Below are 15,779 nucleotides of genomic sequence, written 5' to 3' on the forward strand. Positions count from 1 at the left end.
GATTTCAACCCTTCGTCGCGCCGGCGGTCAGGCCGGCAATGTAGTAGTCCATCAGGAAGGCGTAGATGATCAACGGCGGCGCCGCGCCGAGAAGCGCGCCGGTCATGATCTGACCCCAGTTGAAGACGTCGCCCTTGATCAGCGTGGTGATGATGCCGACCGGCAGCACGAGCTGGTCCACGGATGTCGTGAACACGAGGGGATAGAGGAACTGGGCCCAGGACACCGTGAAGGCGAAGATAGTGGCCGCGATCAGTCCGGGCAGAGCCACCGGAATGAAGATCCGCAGCAGGGTCTGCAGCCAGGAGGCGCCATCGATGATCGCTGCCTCGTCGAGCTCCTTCGGGATCGAGGCAAAATAGCCGATCATGATCCAGGTGCAGAACGGCACGGTCAGGGTCGGATAGACGAACAGCAGCACGTACCACCGGTTGAGCAGCGTGATGCCGGTCAGGTCCTGAACAAGCGCCAGCATCTTGAACAGGGGGATGAACAGCAGGCTGTCGGGGACCAAATAAGTCAGAAACACGCCGGTCGCGAGCGTAGCCGAGCCCCAGAACTTCATCCGCGCCAGCGCGAACGCCGCCGGGATGCTGATCAGCATGGTGATGATCACCACCACGATCGACACAATCGACGAATTCCAGAAGAAGCGCAGAAACTGGTTCGACGTCAGAAGCTCGACATAGTTCGAGAGCGTCGGGTGAAACACCCACCACGGGTTGGTCGCCGCCGAAATCTCCGCGCTGCTCTTGAGCGAGGTGATCAGCATGTAGACCGGTGGCGTCAGGAAGAAGATCGCAAACAGCACCAGGAAGAAATAGGACCAGCGCAGCGCCCAGGTGCGATCCCGACTCATACTTCCGTATTTGACCTTGCGGCTCGGTCCGGCTTTGTCGATTGCCATCGTGCTCATCAGGCTTCATTCCCGCGTTTGGTGACATCGCGCAGGATGAAGATCGCTGCGACGGCAAGGATCGGCACCATGAACAGCGAGACGCAGGCGCCGAGCGGGATGTCGCTGCTCTGGATGCCGACCTGGAACGCCCAGGTCGCGAACAGTTGCGTCGTATCCAGCGGGCCGCCCGCGGTCAGGATGCGCACGATGTCGAAATTGGCGAAGGTCACGATCAGGGAGAACAGTGTCGTGATGGCGATGATGTTGCGCATCATCGGCAACGTGACGTACCAGATCTTCTGCCACCAATTGGCTCCGTCGATCGCGGCTGCCTCATAGAGCTGGTCGGGAACCGACTTGAGCGCGGCCAGATACATGATCAGAAAGAACGGCGCTCCGTACCAGACGTTGACGAGGATGACGGAGAAGCGCGCCCAGAAGGTTTCGCCGAGCCAGGGGATCGGACCGATACCGAAGAAGGAGAGCGTGTAGTTGAAGGCGCTGTAGGAGGGATCGAACAGCCAGAGCCAGGCCAACGTGCTCATCGCGGGCGGAATCACCCAGGGCACCAGCAGCATGCCGCGCCATTTGCGCTGCTTCTTGCCGGGAATGTTGTGGACGAAATGCGCGACGATGAAGCCGATCAGCGCCTTGAAGATCACGGCGGTGACCGCAAAGATGCAGGACTGCTTCACCACCATCCAGAACGTCTCGCGCTTGAACAGGAAGGTGAAGTTGCCGAGCCCGACGAACTTCTGCATCGACTTGTTCAGGGTCGCCAGGTGCACCGAATAGATGGCAGGATAGAGCACGAGGAGGGCGATCACCAGGATTAGGGGCAGCGTCAGGAAAAACGCCACCGTTGATTTTCGCCCCAACACGTTGTGCAGGCTTGCGCCCTTGCGCTGGCTCGTGCGGCCGACGCGACCTTGTTCTACGACGACATCGGCCATGGGGCAGCGTCCTTGCTGGGTGTACAACGGCAAGCCGGCCGCATTGGTCGGCTTCTCATGCGGGCGGATCGGAGCCCTGGGCGGCTCACGCGCGGTTAGCGTGAACCGCCCTGGCACACCCCGGCATCAGCTTCGCATGAATCCTTCGCACTCGCTCTCGGCCCAGGCGAGCGTATCTTCCATCTTCTCGCCTTGAGCGTAGCGCAGCACCATCTTGGTCAGCGTTCCCTGATTATAGATCTGCTCCGCAATCTTTGGCGGCGCTGGTGCGGCCGCAATCGACAACGTCTGATGATTGTAGGGGTTCGGATAGTGATAGAGCGTGCCCTTGGGAGGCGCTTCTTCGGCCCAGGTCTTCAGTGTTGTCATATTTGCGTACGCAGGCAGATCGTAGCCGCCGCTCGCCTGAACAAATCTTTCGATCGCGGATGGCTGCGACAGGTGGCTCAGCAGGCTCTTGGCTGCTTCCTTGTTCTTGGAAAACTTCCAGATGCTCCAGAAGAACGGCTGGAAAGGCGCAAATCGGCCCTTCGGTCCGGACGGAAAACCGTGCGTCCAGCATTGCTCGGCAACTTGCGGCGCATCGCGCTTGGCAACCGCCCAGGCGCTCGGGGGGTTCATGATCAGCGCGCCCCGGCCGGAAATCAGCCATTTATTGTTAGAGGCGTCGTCCCACGAGGGAGCGTCCGGCGGCAGGAAGGCGATCAGCTTCTTGTAGTATTCGAGCGCCTGGCGGACTGCGTCCGTCTTCACGGTTATGTCGCCCTTGGCGTTGACGAGTTCGGCGCCGAAGGACTGGAAGATCGCACCTGCGGTATCGATACTGTCCGGAGTCTGGCCGAGGCCGATGCCGAAGGGGAAGCCGCCCTTCTGACAGGCTTCAGCCGCCTTGAGGAACGTATCCATCGTCCAGTTGTCCGCTTTGGGCGGTGAACCGGCCGGATACATTTCCTGTACATCGATGTTCGCGTATTTCTTCATCAGATCGATACGCGAGCAGGGACCTTTGATCTGACTGCCAGCGGTCCCGGGCACGGCGAGCCATTTGCCACCGGACTGACCGAGATACTTGACCGTGCCGTTGACCTCGCCGTTCTGCTTGATGACCGGCTCCATGACGTCATTGACCGGTTCAAGCAAATCGTCATAGGCGTGCGGTTGCCAGCCGATTTGGGACGACAGGATATCGTGACCGGACTTTGCCTGGGCTTCGGACGCCATCGTCAGGAGGAGCTTGTTGCCCTGGCTGGTGATGTAGTCGATGGAAACCTCGACCTTCTCCTTCTCGGCCCATTCATTGACGAGAGCGGTGGACGCCTTGTTGGCGTCGGGCACCCAGTGGTCCCAGAATCCGATCGAGAGTTTGCCGGCGGCATAAGCGCCTCGGACATAGGGCGCTGCGATCAGCGCCGTGGAGGACATTGCAGTGGCAGCTACAAATTGACGTCGCGTCAGTGTCTTGCGTGACATCTCGTTTCCTCGCCTTGGTGTGTTTTGTTGTTCTGTCGTTTCCTCTGAATTTTCCGAGTTTGTTTATGATATTGTCGTGGGACGTTTCTTATTGGCGCCGTCGTTGCCAGCCGCAAATCACGCTGTAACGCGGCAAAATTGATAGCGCGATCAGATCATGATTGATTGCATCTGTCGAGAAAGCCGAATGCCCCGCGCTCTAGAACTAACGTTGTGTACGGGAAGGCCGAGGCGTGCGTCGGCCGTCCGCCGACGCTGTTTCTTTTGCGACGCACACGCCGAGCTGCGCCGGTGCAAGACGATCCATGCGCAATTACGCCGCAGTTCCGATTGAGCCTGCATAGCCGCTTTGCGCCACTCAATTTTCAAGCGGGGACAGCGATGGTCCGCGCCTAGACCTCCGCGTGGCGAGAACGGTAATGTTGCAACCGGCAGGAGGCCTGCCGTTTCCCAAGAGGGCAAGCAGATCGAGATGGAGACCAAGATGATCACCCCGGCGCCGCCTGCGCGGCTTGGCCTGCGACGATGGCTCGCGCTCGGGTCCGTGCTGACTGTGCTGGTTGGCGCGGCCGCAGTTGCGAACGCTCAAGGTTTGGTCAAGGGCGTCCAGGACGGTGCCGCAGCCGGCAACAAGGCGGCAGGTCCCGTCGGTGGCGTCCTGGGCGGGGCCATTGGCGGCGTGGTCGGTGTCTTCACCGGTGTGCTCGGCGTCAACAACAATAATGGCAATCAGGCGCCCGCCGCCAAGGATTCGAGCAAGGATGCATCCAAGGATGCCAGCAAAGACTCGAAGCAGCCGGGCGCCAAGGACAAGGACGGCAAGACGGCGAAAGGCGCCAAGGGTGCCAAGGCCAGCAAGGAGGCCAGGAACACTCCGCCGGACGCCAAGGACAAGGACGTCACGGTCCTGACCCAGCCCGGCACGCCACAACTGACCGCCGACCAGATCGTCGCCAACAGCGATTCCTATATCGAGCGCATCAAGACCGAGCTGAACCTCACGCCCGATCAGGAGAAGCACTGGTTCGGCTTCTCCAGCGCCATGCACTACCTCGGGCACAATGGCGCGGAGCGCCTGAATCTGCGCATTGCGCGGGCCAAGCGCGATCCGCCCGATGACATCATCGAGCAGATGCGCAACGAGTCGCAGTTCCTGATCGATCGCGCCGCCGATCAGCGCAATGTCGCCGATGCCGCCGAACCGTTGTTCTCGAGCCTCGACGACAAGCAGAAGGAGGTGTTCATCCAGGAGATGGTCCGCCTCAGCCACGAGCGCGGCCTGGATTGATCGAACTTGAATCGGATTTGCGTGCGTAGGGCAATTTGGCAGGCCACGAATTCGTGAATCCTTTTCGCAAATCGGGTATGGTTAGCTTCGCAAAGAGGCTTGCGGGGTTGATATGGCGGACGGACTCTCCGTTTTCCTGGTCGAAGACGAGGCGTTGATCCGAATGATGATCGCCGACATGGTGGAGGAGCTTGGCCACCATGTCGTCGCGGAAGCGGACAATGTGCGCGATGCGAGCGCCTTTGCGATGACGGCGCAGTACGACTTCGCCATCCTCGACATCAATCTGATGGGCGTCTACGTCGACCCCGTCGCCGACCTGATCGAGCGGCGCGGCAAGCCATTCCTGTTCGCGACCGGCTACGGGCCGGAATTGCTGCCGTCCTTGCTCCGGCGCCGGCCGATCCTGCGCAAGCCGATTGCGCTCGACCAGCTCAAGACCATGATCGACTCGCTGTTTCCGGACGCGGTCGCCAAGGCGCCGCACTGAAGGGCGCCACGCTGACGGTGTCAGCGATAAGCCGCCGTGAACGAAGATGGCCGCCCGAGAGGGCGGCCATTCGGTGACGGAAGATCCGTCGATATTTCACATCAGGCCGATGCTGAGATCGATGCCATGCGCCATCAGGCTGAACGAGGCGACAAGGCCCATGCAGCAGAAGATGATAATGGCTTTGAGAGAAAAATCGTTCGACCGGGTCTGGACGGCAGCCGGCATTTCGGCGAGCGAAATCATGCTCATGTTCATTCCCCCCTGTGTATTGATCCTGAATTGGATCAGGTGAGGGAACTCTTAGAGCAAAAAGTTTGATGCGGGATTGCCAGGGATCCTTAACGGAATCGCAATCGATCGCGGACTCCTCGCGGCGTGACAGCAGGTCCTGCAAGCCTTAGTTGCGGCCGGCCCTCAGTACCGTCGCAATGGTGTGGGCCGTCATCGCGGCGCGGTCGGAGGCGCGCTGGGCGGCCAGCCGGTCCCGGGCCTTTTCCTCGATCAACAGCTCGATCAGCGCCATGCGCTTGTCGTCATCGTCCGCTTCGGTCAACAGCCGATGATAGCGGTGATAGTCGAAGCCAACATCCTGCTTACGCATGTCACGCCCCCGTACCTACGCTACACACGCGCGAATTGTTTCCCATCGGAAACAAACGGGCAAGTGCAATTCTGCATGGGGCCACGCGTGCGCCGCAATCAGCTGTGAATTCGCGGACCCGCCGATGTGAAGGCGGGTGCGCCTCACCCTGCAGTGTGGTCGGCGAACATCTTCAGGCCGACGAAGCTCGCGTCGGGCTTGGTGACGAGGCGCGTCGGGATGTTGCGCAGATAGTCCTGGAAGCGCCCCTTGGCCTCGAAGCGGGCGCGAAACGCGGAGGCCGCGAGGAATTCCGGAAAGCGCGGCACGATTCCGCCGGCAATGTAGACACCGCCCCTGGCACCGAAGGTCACCGCGAGATTGCCGGCCACGGAGCCGAGGATGGCGCAAAACATCTCCAGGGTCGCGCGGCTGAGCTCGCAAGTTCCTTCCAGCGCCGCCTTGGTGATACCGGCGGCGTCGCGTTGCGGCACCTGGGCTTCATCGACCTCGGCCATCGCCTCATAGAGGGATTGCAGCCCGGAGCCGGAGAGGGCGCCGCGCTCGATGGAGACATGGCCGAAGCGCCGGCGCATCGCGGCGATCACCCGCTCCTCGCGCTCATTCTCCGCCGGCAGGGTGGCGTGACCGGCCTCTGTGACGACGGCGAGCCGGGAGCCGTGGCGCTCGACCAGGCAGGAGACGCCAAAACCGGTCCCGGGCCCGACCACCAGCAGCGGCTCCCCGGACATGCCATCCTGTCCGCCGAGCGGAATCAGGTCGGCCGGCTGCAAGGCCGGCAGCGACCAGGCCATCACCTCGAAATCATTGAGCACGTGGACACTGTCGAAGCCGAGCGCCGGCTGGAGCTCGTTACCGTCGATGACCCAGGGGCTGTTGGTCATGACACAGCGATTATTGGTGACGGGACCGGCGACGGCCAGGACGGCCCTGATCGGCTTCTCGCTGTCGGCGCGCCGAAGCACGTCGGCGATGGCCTCGCGCACGGTGGGATGATCGGCGACCTTCACATAGTCGATCGCACCGATCTGCTCGCCATTGCTCAGGGCGAAGCGCGCATTGGTACCGCCGATATCGGCGAGAAGAATGTTTCCTGTCTTGCCGATACTCATGACCATTGGGCTGCCGGGCCTTGCGGGCCGCGGGAACCCTTCTCCTCCACTCCTTCGCCCCGATCCCCATGTCGCGGGCACCGGAGAATCCGTCCTTGGGTGCGGCTAGTCAACACGTACGGCCCCAAAGCGTTGCATCCAGGGAAGATCGGCCCGCCATTCGCGCGACAGCGGCGCAAGGTGCCGGTGGTTGCGAAGCAAGCCGGGAAGATCGACACTGGCGAGAACGGCCGGCGTCCGTTGCGCCGGGGCGGATGACATGGGACCCGCAATGAAGATATCCGACCGCGACGTGCTGCTGGTGATCGACGTGCAGAACGATTTTTGCACGGGCGGGGCGCTTGCCGTTCCCGGCGGCGAGAAGGTGGTCCCCGCCATCAACCGGATCGCCCAAAAATTCGCCAATGTGGTGCTGACGCAGGACTGGCATCCCGGCGACCACGTCTCCTTCGCGCCGAATCATGCCGGCCGCCAGCCGTTCCAGACCATCGAGCTCGACTACGGCACCCAGGTGCTCTGGCCGACGCATTGCGTCCAGGGCACGGCCGGCGCCGAATTCCACCGCGATCTCGACGTCAGGCGCGCAAGCCTGGTGGTGCGCAAAGGCTTTCGCCGCGGGATCGATTCTTACTCAGCGCTGTTTGAAAACGACAAGAGGACGCCGACCGGCCTGCTCGGCTATTTGCGCGAACGCGAGCTGAAGACCATCTTCGTCGCTGGCCTCGCACTCGATTTTTGCGTCCGCTTTTCCGCGGAGGATGCGCGCAAGGCGGGCTTCGAGGTTGCCGTGATCGAGGACGCCTGCCGCGGCATCGATCTCGACGGCTCGGTCGCTGCGACCCATCACAGCTTTCGGCAACTCGGCATTTCGGTCGTCGGCCTGGAGGCGTTCCTGTGAGGAAGACCCGATAATGGCGGTGGAGAAGAGCAGCCAGCAGCCCGGCGGAACGGGCCGCGATCCCGACGATCCGATGTTGTGGCCGTTTGCGGCGGCACGGCTCGCGATGGACGCCTGCCTCTGGTGGCTGGAGCGCAGGCCGGTGGAGCAGGCCGAGGACGAGCTCCCCTGGACCACGCCAGCCACCGTGGCGCTGGAGCTTGCCACCATGCGCCTGCGCGATTGCTCGCGGACGCGATCCGGCCAGCCGGCGCTGGTCTGCGCGCCCTATGCGCTGCATCGGGCGCTGATCGCCGATTTTGCGCCCGGCCACAGCGTGGTGCAGTCGCTGCAAGATGGCGGCATCGATCGGATCTATCTCACCGACTGGCGCTCGGCCTCGCCTGACATGCGCTATCTCTCGATCGACAGCTATCTGTCCGATCTCAATGTCGCCGTCGACGAAATCGGCGCACCGGTCGATCTGGTCGGCCTGTGCCAGGGCGGCTGGCTGTCGTTGCTCTATGCGGCGCGCTATCCGGCCAAGGTGCGGCGGCTCGTCCTGGTCGGCGCGCCGGTCGATCTCTCGGTCGAGTCGAGGCTCGCGCAACTCGCCCGCAACGCGCCCGAGATGGTCTACGACCAGCTCGTTGCGCGCGGCGGCGGCAACGTCAGTGGCGAAGAGATGCTGCATGTCTGGTCGAAAGCGCCTGACCACAACGACATCGCGGCGGCGTTGCAGAGAGATCTCTCGGACAAGGAGGGGACGGCCCTGCTCGAACGCTTCGATCGCTGGAACACCGAGACGCTCAACCTGCCGGGCGCCTACTATCTCCAGATCGTCAACTGGATCTTTCGGGAGAACAGGATCGCAGCAGGCAATTTCACAGCGCTCGGCCGCGCCATTGAGCTGAAGGACATCAAGGCGCCGCTGTTTCTGCTGGCCGGGCTCGACGACGATGTCGTTCCGGCCGTGCAGGCGCTTGCGACGGCCAGCCTCATCGGCACGCAGCCGGCTTTCGTCGCTGCGGCGTCCGAGCCCAGCACCCATCTCGGCCTGTTCATGGGCGCGCGGACTCACGCCCATGCCTGGCCCCGGATCGCTGAATGGCTGCGGGATGACCTTTCCAGCGTGCTGGCACGAAGCGCCTGACGCTACCGAACAGGCCGGCGAAGCTGCAAATCCGTTATGCATGATGGCGGATGGCCTGCACGGGGCCCGGCCGATGGGCTAGATAAGAGTCCGGAGCCGGCTGCAGTCGGCTTGCGACAAGATTCAAGATTTAAGGGTTCTTTGCGCGATGAGCTTCCACTCGATCTACGCCCACGGATTTGCGCGCGTGGCGGCCTGCGTCACCACCTCTCATGTGGCCGATCCCACGGCCAATGCGAAGGCGATCCTGACAGCTGCGGGGGCCTGCCATGACCAGTCGGTGGCGGTTGCCGTGTTTCCTGAGCTGTGCCTGTCCGGCTATGCGATCGAAGATCTGGTGAAGCAGGACCCGCTGCTTGACGCGGTCGAGCGCGGCCTCGTCGCGATCGCCGAAGCCTCCTCCGCGCTCATGACCGTCCTGATCGTCGGTGCGCCGCTGCGCTTCGGTCATCGCATCTACAATTGTGCCGTCGTCATTCATCGCGGCAACGTGCTTGGCGTCGTGCCCAAGAGCTATTTGCCGACCTATCGCGAATTCTACGAGGGGCGGCATTTCGCCTCCGGCACCGGCATCGCCGGTGAGGCCGTCGCCATCGGCACGTTTCGCGCCCCGTTCGGGACCGACCTGCTGTTTGCGGCCGACGACGTTCCGGGCCTGACCATCGGCGTCGAGATTTGCGAGGACATGTGGATCCCGGTGACGCCGGCGTCAGAACTCGCGCTTGCTGGTGCCACGGTGCTGATCAATCTCTCGGGCAGCCCGATCACGATCGGCCGGGCGCGCTCGCGCGCCTTGCTGTGCCAGTCGACCTCGGCGCGCTGCCTTGCGGCCTATGTGTATTCCGCCGCCGGAGCAGGGGAATCCACCACCGATCTTGCCTGGGACGGCCAGACGTCGATCTACGAGAATGGCGCGCTGCTCGCCGAGGGCGAGCGGTTCCGCCAGGGCGGCCAGATCACCACCGCGGACGTCGATCTCGATCTGCTCAGGCAGGAGCGCGCCCTGATGGGCACGTTCGACGACAATCGCCGGCAGCGCGAGGGCAGCTTCCGCAAGGTCAGCTTCGCCCTGAAGCCGCCGGCCGCCGACATCGGTTTCCTTCGCAAGATCGAGCGCTTTCCATTCGTGCCGAGCGACGAAAGCCTGCTCGAGCAGGATTGCTACGAGGCCTATAACATCCAGGTCGCCGGCCTCGTGCAGCGCATGCGCGCCACGGGCACCAGGCGCGTCGTCATCGGCGTCTCGGGCGGCCTCGACTCCACCCATGCGCTGATCGTCGCCGCCAAGGCCGTCGACCTGCTCGGTCTGCCGCGCGAAAACATTCTTGCCTATACCATGCCCGGCTTTGCCACCGGCAGCGAGAGCAAGACCAATGCACTGGCACTGATGAAAGCGCTCAAGACGACTTGGCAGGAGCTCGACATCCGCCCCACGGCGACGCAGATGCTGAAAGACATCGGTCATCCCTTCGGTACGGGCGAGAAGGTCTACGACGTCACTTTCGAGAACGTTCAGGCAGGCCTGCGCACCGACTATCTGTTCCGGCTCGCCAATCATCATGGCGGCATCGTCATCGGCACCGGTGATCTCTCCGAGCTCGCACTCGGCTGGTGCACCTATGGCGTCGGCGACCAGATGGCGCACTACAATGTCAACGCCGGCGTGCCGAAGACGCTGATCCAGCATCTGATCCGCTGGGTGATCGCCTCGAAGCAGTTCAGCGGCGACGTGAACGGGACGTTGGCCTCGATCCTGTCGGCCGAGATCTCGCCGGAGCTGGTTCCGGTCAAGCCGGGCGAGAAGCCGCAGAGCACCGAAGCCTCCGTCGGGCCCTATGAGCTGCAGGATTTCAACCTGTTCTACACGCTGCGCTTCGGCCTGCGGCCGTCCAAGATCGCCTTCATGGCGTTGCACGCCTGGAAGGACGTCGCCAAGGGCGAGTGGCCGCCGGCGTTCCCGAGCGACAAGCGCAGGGCCTACGATCTTGCCGAGATCCGCCGCTGGTTAGAGGTCTTCCTGCGTCGCTTCTTCGCGTTCAGCCAGTTCAAGCGCTCGGCGATGCCGAACGGACCAAAGGTCTCGGCCGGCGGTTCGCTGTCGCCGCGTGGCGATTGGCGTGCGCCCTCGGATTCCAGCGCGGCGGCGTGGCTGGAAGATCTCGAGCGTCACGTGCCGAAGTGATCGATGTGCGCGTTTCCGATGGTGGGGAGATGATCTGATGTCCGGCGGGGGCGGATCAGAAGCGGGTGACGAAACCAGGGTCGTCAACGGCCTCTACATCTTCGACATCGAAATGCGCGATGGAAAGCGCGGGCAGGCGAGGGGCGTGGTTGTGCTCTGCGACGGACGCATCATGGGCGGAGACAGCTATTTCTATTACACCGGCAGCTACACGTTCCGGAACGGCAAGTGGCGCGGCGACATGATCGTCAATCAGCATACCGAAGCCGTCGGCCGGAAGCTTGCGTTCGGAGGCAGGGAAGTTACTTGCGGCTTCTCGGGTGACTATTCCGCCGGCGGTGCCGTGGTCGAAGGCATGGCGCTGGTTGGCAAGACCAGCGTGACCTTCACGGCGCGGCTGACGCTCATGGACGCGATGTAAGCGCGACCTGATCTGCTCTCCTTGGTGGAATAGCGACGTTCCTGCTCAGGAACATTCGGACCGACAGGACGTTCGCGTCTGTTGTTGCGAATTGTCGAGGAGAGGGACCATGCGTAAGCACTTGATGTTATCGACCGCCGCCTTTGGACTTATGCTCGCATCCGGCGTCGCCTATGCCCAGGCACCCGGTGAACGCAAAGACGAGCCGAGGCGGACTGAGGAACCGGCGAAGGGCGCAGCGTCCCAGCACGGTGGAGCAGCCCAAGAGCGCGCCCCGGAACGCGTTCAAGAGCGCGCGCAGGGCGCCCGGGAGCGGCTGCAGGGTGCAGGCCGCGAGGAGAAAGGCGGCGCGGTCAAGCACGAGGCCAACGAGGACAAACGCCAGCCCGCCACGGCTGCCGAGCGCAACTCACCGAATGCGAAGGAGCAGGCACAAGAGTCCCGCGGACCATCGAAAGACCGCGACCGGGAAGCCGACAGCGCGAAACCGGGACGCGACGCCGATAAGGGCCGCGCTGAGACGAAGCAGGACAAGTCTGCGCCGCCGAAATCAACGGCAGAGTCCGAGAAGTCAAAGAGCGGTCCCACCGGCCAGCAGAACGAGCGCGCGGGAGCGGCAGTCAACCAGGGCGAGCATAATCAGAGCCAGCCTCCGCGCAACGCGGCAGAGCAGCAGCCTGCGCAACAGAGCAACCGGCCTGCCACTGCAACCGACACCAGCCGGACGCCGCCGACCAACAGCGCACAGGGCGCGCCGTCTCAAACCGGAACCCAGACCAATCAAGCCAATCAAACAACGCAGACCAACACGCAAGTCAGCCAGCAGACCCGCGTGAACTCCGAGAAGCAGGTGCAAATCTCGGAAAGATTCAGCCGCGAGCGCCTGGCGCAACCGGAGCATAACTTGAACATTTCGATCCGGGTCGGCGAGACGATCCCCTCGCGCGTGCATCTCTACCGGCTGCCGCCCGAGATCGTTTCGATCGAGCCCGAATATCGGGATTACGAGTATTTCGCGACGGATGATGACGTCGTCATCGTCGAGCCGCGAACGCATCGCATCGTCAGCCAGGTGCCCCGCGACCCGTCTCGGGCGCGCGCGCAAATGGGCGGCGGTTCTTCATCGAGCATGGCGGCCGCCGGCGGCAGCAGCAATGTGAATTGCCGGATCATGCGGCGCGACGCCTCCGGCAACGTCGCCGAAGCCGAGCCGTCGACCGTCGGGTCAACCGCACGCACGGACTCCTTGAGCGTGACGGTTCAGATGCCGGACGGCAGCGCGTCCGCGCCGATCGCGCTTGGGGCCGCCACTGGCGATATCGTGGTCGCGACGCAAGGGCAGGGCGACTGCACGGTGACGATCGAGCCGCAAACGCGCTGACGGCCTGGGTTGGCAAGACAGCACCAAAACGACTTCGCGCCGCGCGGCTCATACAGCCGGCGGCGCGAAGTTGCGTTCGATTTAGAAAGTTCCGAGGTCCGGAGTGCCTAGGAGTCCGGACCTCGTCACCTTGCCCCAGCCTTCAATCCCCCGCCCCATGTGGTCCCCCAACCCCGTGGTGCGCGATCAGAGGGTGATGCCCGTGGAAGTGGCCGCCGATCGATGTCCCGCGATGTACGCGAGATGTGGCTAGGATTCCATTCCGGGTCACTACGGACGCAAACACACTTGATCCGCGCGCGGATGCGTGCGTCTGCCCGTGCTTCGCTTCTGCCCCGAGATCGATGCAGGCGCGCGACAGGATGTCCACATCTCGCCAGTGCTACGCAACCTTCATTTCACGGCCCTGTCATTGAACTGGTCTAGCGCTGCTCCCCGTCATCGCTGACGATCAAGGGAGCAAGCCATGTCGAAGCCGGTGTTGGGCGCCGCACTGTCCATCAAATCGATCCCCGCTCACCGCGATTGGCTTCTCGAACGGCAGCGCGATCTCGAAATTCAGGACTTCTTCCGCGCCGACCTGCTCGATGGCGACTGGCGAAGTGCGGCCACCGATATCAAGCAGATGCTGGCTGGCCATACCGGGCGCCTCGGCATTCACGGCCCGTTCTGGGGCTTCAAGATCGACAGCCATGATCCGATGATCCGCCAGGCGGTGACCAAGCGGCTGCTTCAGGGCCTCGATGCCGCGGAATTCCTCGGCGCGACGCAGATGGTGGTGCATTCACCGTTCACGACCTGGGACCACAACAATCTCGATCTCTATCCGGACAACCGCGCCAACATCGTCGAGCGCGTCAAGGCGACGCTCGCCGAGGTGATCGCGCGCGCCGAAACCGTCGGCTGCGAGATCGTCATCGAGAACATCGAAGACAAGGATCCGCGCGATCGCGTGCGTCTCGCCAAGGCGCTCGAGAGCAGCAAGGTCCGCGTCTCGCTCGACACCGGCCACGCCAATTACGCCCATATCTCCACCGGTGCGCCGCCGGTTGATTATTACGTCGAAACCGCCGGCGATATGCTGACGCATGTGCACCTCCAGGACACCGATGGTTTCGCCGATCGGCACTGGGCGCCGGGCGAGGGAAACATCCCCTGGGTTGCCGTGTTCCGCGCCCTTGGCCGGCTGAATTCCAATCCGCGGCTGATCCTCGAGCTGCGCAATCACGACGACGTCCGCGCGGGCGCCGCCCATCTCACCGCGCTCGGTCTCGCCGAATAAACGACATCACAGAGGGCAGGGGTCATCGCCATGAGCAAGCTCACACGTCGCGCCATCTTGAAATCAGGCGGCGCTGCCGCCGGCACGCTGCTGCTGCCGCGTTTCGCCATCGGACAGACCGACAACCGTCCGTCGGTGACGATCGCCGTGCAGAAGGTGACGAACGCCAACGTGCTCGACGTGCTGCGCGAGCAGTCCAATGTCGGCGAGCGTGTGTTCTTCTCCTCGATCTGGGAAGGCCTGATCTCCAAGAACTGGCGCGGCAACCTCGAGGCCGTGCCGGGCCTTGCCACCGAGTGGCGGCGCATCGACGACCAGACCGTGGAAGTGAAGCTGCGCCAGGGCGTCAAATTCCACAATGGCGACGAGCTCACGGCCGAAGACGTCGTCTTCACCTTCAGCCGCGAGCGCATGTTCGGCGAGACCGAGGCCAAGAGCCGCTCGACCATCCAGGCTTTCGAGAAGATCCCGACGCCGCGTTCGGGCAAGGAGCTGCCGCCGGATGTGCCCGCCGTCGCCCGCCGCATCTGGCCGGATTTGGTACGTGTCGACGCCGTCGACAAATATACGGTGCGCTTCTACAACGCGACGCCCGACGTCACCATTGAGGGCCGGCTGTCGCGCTATGGCTCCGACATCGCCAACCGCCGCGCTTGGGACGAAGCCGCGAGCTATCTCGATTGGGCGCGCAAGCCGATCACCACCGGCCCGTACAAGGTCGTCGAGCTCAAGCCCGACGTGTCGCTGACGCTGGAAGCTCACGACGAATATTGGGGAGGCCGTCCGCCGCTCAAGCGCATCCGCTTCCTCGAAGTCCCCGAGGTCGCAAGCCGCATCAACGGACTGCTCTCGGGCGAATACCAGTTCGCCTGCGACATCCCGCCGGACCAGATCGCGGGCATCGAGAAGAATGCCGCGTTCGAAGTGCAGGGCGGCACCATCCTCAATCACCGCCTGACGGTGTTCGACAAGAACCATGCACAGCTCGCCAATCCGCTGGTGCGGCGCGCCTTCACCCATGCTATTGACCGCCAGGCCATCGTCGACAGTTTGTGGGCCGGCCGTACCCGCGTGCCGAAGGGCCTACAGTGGGAATTTTACGGCGACATGTTCAACGCCGACTGGAGCGTGCCGGCCTACGATCCGAAGCTCGCGCAGGAGCTGTTGAAGCAGGCCAACTACAAGGGCGATCCGATCCCGTATCGCCTGCTCAACAACTACTACACCAACCAGGTCGCGACCGCGCAGGTGCTGGTCGAGATGTGGAAGTCGGTCGGCCTCAACGTTGAGATCGAGACCAAGGAAAACTGGTCGCAGATCATGGAGCGCGCGCCGTCCCGCGCCGTGCGCGATTGGTCGAATTCGGCCGCCTTCAACGATCCCGTGTCCTCGCTGGTCGCCCAGCACGGCCCGAACGGCCAGCAGCAGCAGATCGGCGAATGGACCAATGCCGAGCTGAACAAGCTCTCGGAATTTTTGGAGACCTCGACCGACCGCGCCGCCCGCAAGAAGGCGTTCCACCGCATGCTGGAGATCGCTGAGCGCGAGGACCCTGCTTACACGGTGCTGCACCAGAACGCGACCTTCACAGCCAAGCCGAAGTCGATCAAGTGGAAGGCATCGCCGGCGTTCGCGATGGATTTCCGCGCCGGCAATTTCGAGGCTTGA

Annotated in this window: 15 protein-coding genes; 9 read left to right on the plus strand and 6 right to left on the minus strand. The window is 63.2% G+C overall.

Annotated features, from left to right (window positions below):
* Positions 1-4: 4 nt before the first annotated feature.
* The 3 genes from JQ587_RS06335 to JQ587_RS06345 all read right to left on the minus strand — a co-directional run bounded on the left by JQ587_RS06335 (position 5) and on the right by JQ587_RS06345 (position 3,321).
* Positions 5-916 carry a carbohydrate ABC transporter permease gene (locus JQ587_RS06335; protein ID WP_212302307.1) on the minus strand — a complete coding sequence of 304 codons (912 nt, stop codon included), beginning with the start codon at positions 914-916 and terminating at the stop codon, positions 5-7.
* Positions 916-1,851 (minus strand): carbohydrate ABC transporter permease, encoded by a 936-nt coding sequence (locus JQ587_RS06340; protein ID WP_212424717.1) that lies wholly within the window; start codon positions 1,849-1,851, stop codon positions 916-918. The genes JQ587_RS06335 and JQ587_RS06340 overlap by 1 nt, the downstream gene beginning before the upstream one ends.
* Before the next feature lie 126 nt (positions 1,852-1,977).
* Positions 1,978-3,321 carry an ABC transporter substrate-binding protein gene (locus tag JQ587_RS06345; protein ID WP_212424718.1) on the minus strand — a complete coding sequence of 448 codons (1,344 nt, stop codon included), beginning with the start codon at positions 3,319-3,321 and terminating at the stop codon, positions 1,978-1,980.
* A gap of 484 nt (positions 3,322-3,805) precedes the next feature.
* Here JQ587_RS06345 and JQ587_RS06350 point away from each other — a divergent pair, with 484 nt between their 5' ends.
* On the plus strand, positions 3,806-4,609 hold the full coding sequence (locus JQ587_RS06350) for a Spy/CpxP family protein refolding chaperone (RefSeq protein ID WP_212302388.1): 804 nt from the start codon (positions 3,806-3,808) through the stop codon (positions 4,607-4,609).
* Between the two features lie 112 nt (positions 4,610-4,721).
* Positions 4,722-5,099 carry a response regulator gene (locus tag JQ587_RS06355; RefSeq protein ID WP_212302304.1) on the plus strand — a complete coding sequence of 126 codons (378 nt, stop codon included), beginning with the start codon at positions 4,722-4,724 and terminating at the stop codon, positions 5,097-5,099.
* 96 nt (positions 5,100-5,195) lie between these two features.
* On the opposite strand, the gene JQ587_RS06360 is transcribed toward JQ587_RS06355, so the two are convergent.
* The 3 genes from JQ587_RS06360 to glk all read right to left on the minus strand — a co-directional run bounded on the left by JQ587_RS06360 (position 5,196) and on the right by glk (position 6,815).
* A complete protein-coding gene (locus JQ587_RS06360) occupies positions 5,196-5,351 on the minus strand; it encodes a hypothetical protein (RefSeq protein WP_212302303.1) in 156 nt (51 codons plus the stop codon).
* 148 nt (positions 5,352-5,499) lie between these two features.
* Positions 5,500-5,703, minus strand: coding sequence for a hypothetical protein (locus JQ587_RS06365; RefSeq protein WP_128966278.1), 204 nt, complete (start codon positions 5,701-5,703; stop codon positions 5,500-5,502).
* A 143-nt stretch (positions 5,704-5,846) separates the two neighbouring features.
* Positions 5,847-6,815: a glucokinase gene (gene glk, locus JQ587_RS06370; RefSeq protein WP_212424719.1), complete on the minus strand. Its 969-nt coding sequence runs from the start codon at positions 6,813-6,815 to the stop codon at positions 5,847-5,849.
* Between the two features lie 259 nt (positions 6,816-7,074).
* On the opposite strand from glk, the gene pncA reads away from it, so the two are divergent.
* The 7 genes from pncA to JQ587_RS06405 all read left to right on the plus strand — a co-directional run bounded on the left by pncA (position 7,075) and on the right by JQ587_RS06405 (position 15,779).
* Positions 7,075-7,713 carry a bifunctional nicotinamidase/pyrazinamidase gene (gene pncA, locus JQ587_RS06375; RefSeq protein WP_212424720.1) on the plus strand — a complete coding sequence of 213 codons (639 nt, stop codon included), beginning with the start codon at positions 7,075-7,077 and terminating at the stop codon, positions 7,711-7,713.
* Between the two features lie 13 nt (positions 7,714-7,726).
* Positions 7,727-8,845, plus strand: a complete 1,119-nt coding sequence (locus JQ587_RS06380) for an alpha/beta fold hydrolase (protein WP_212424721.1) — start codon at positions 7,727-7,729, stop codon at positions 8,843-8,845.
* Positions 8,846-8,993: 148 nt separating this feature from the next.
* The gene (locus JQ587_RS06385; protein ID WP_212424722.1) at positions 8,994-11,027 is read left to right on the plus strand and encodes an NAD(+) synthase; all 2,034 of its coding nucleotides are present in this window, start codon (positions 8,994-8,996) and stop codon (positions 11,025-11,027) included.
* Positions 11,028-11,064: 37 nt separating this feature from the next.
* Positions 11,065-11,448 (plus strand): GrlR family regulatory protein, encoded by a 384-nt coding sequence (locus tag JQ587_RS06390; protein WP_212424723.1) that lies wholly within the window; start codon positions 11,065-11,067, stop codon positions 11,446-11,448.
* Between the two features lie 109 nt (positions 11,449-11,557).
* On the plus strand, positions 11,558-12,829 hold the full coding sequence (locus JQ587_RS06395; RefSeq protein ID WP_212424724.1) for a DUF1236 domain-containing protein: 1,272 nt from the start codon (positions 11,558-11,560) through the stop codon (positions 12,827-12,829).
* Positions 12,830-13,295: 466 nt separating this feature from the next.
* On the plus strand, positions 13,296-14,111 hold the full coding sequence (locus JQ587_RS06400) for a sugar phosphate isomerase/epimerase family protein (protein WP_212424725.1): 816 nt from the start codon (positions 13,296-13,298) through the stop codon (positions 14,109-14,111).
* A 30-nt stretch (positions 14,112-14,141) separates the two neighbouring features.
* Positions 14,142-15,779, plus strand: a complete 1,638-nt coding sequence (locus JQ587_RS06405; protein WP_212424726.1) for an ABC transporter substrate-binding protein — start codon at positions 14,142-14,144, stop codon at positions 15,777-15,779.

This window comes from Bradyrhizobium manausense (assembly GCF_018130615.1).
In the GTDB taxonomy this organism is placed as follows: Bacteria; Pseudomonadota; Alphaproteobacteria; order Rhizobiales; family Xanthobacteraceae; genus Bradyrhizobium; species Bradyrhizobium manausense_A.

Coding starts and splice junctions, on each gene's coding strand:
- JQ587_RS06335 (WP_212302307.1), bottom strand. CDS start 916: ATGAGCACGATGGCAATCGACAAAGCCGGACCGAGCCGCAAGGTCAAA.
- JQ587_RS06340 (WP_212424717.1), bottom strand. CDS start 1,851: ATGGCCGATGTCGTCGTAGAACAAGGTCGCGTCGGCCGCACGAGCCAG.
- JQ587_RS06345 (WP_212424718.1), bottom strand. CDS start 3,321: ATGTCACGCAAGACACTGACGCGACGTCAATTTGTAGCTGCCACTGCA.
- JQ587_RS06350 (WP_212302388.1), top strand. CDS start 3,806: ATGATCACCCCGGCGCCGCCTGCGCGGCTTGGCCTGCGACGATGGCTC.
- JQ587_RS06355 (WP_212302304.1), top strand. CDS start 4,722: ATGGCGGACGGACTCTCCGTTTTCCTGGTCGAAGACGAGGCGTTGATC.
- JQ587_RS06360 (WP_212302303.1), bottom strand. CDS start 5,351: ATGAGCATGATTTCGCTCGCCGAAATGCCGGCTGCCGTCCAGACCCGG.
- JQ587_RS06365 (WP_128966278.1), bottom strand. CDS start 5,703: ATGCGTAAGCAGGATGTTGGCTTCGACTATCACCGCTATCATCGGCTG.
- glk (WP_212424719.1), bottom strand. CDS start 6,815: ATGAGTATCGGCAAGACAGGAAACATTCTTCTCGCCGATATCGGCGGT.
- pncA (WP_212424720.1), top strand. CDS start 7,075: ATGGGACCCGCAATGAAGATATCCGACCGCGACGTGCTGCTGGTGATC.
- JQ587_RS06380 (WP_212424721.1), top strand. CDS start 7,727: ATGGCGGTGGAGAAGAGCAGCCAGCAGCCCGGCGGAACGGGCCGCGAT.
- JQ587_RS06385 (WP_212424722.1), top strand. CDS start 8,994: ATGAGCTTCCACTCGATCTACGCCCACGGATTTGCGCGCGTGGCGGCC.
- JQ587_RS06390 (WP_212424723.1), top strand. CDS start 11,065: ATGTCCGGCGGGGGCGGATCAGAAGCGGGTGACGAAACCAGGGTCGTC.
- JQ587_RS06395 (WP_212424724.1), top strand. CDS start 11,558: ATGCGTAAGCACTTGATGTTATCGACCGCCGCCTTTGGACTTATGCTC.
- JQ587_RS06400 (WP_212424725.1), top strand. CDS start 13,296: ATGTCGAAGCCGGTGTTGGGCGCCGCACTGTCCATCAAATCGATCCCC.
- JQ587_RS06405 (WP_212424726.1), top strand. CDS start 14,142: ATGAGCAAGCTCACACGTCGCGCCATCTTGAAATCAGGCGGCGCTGCC.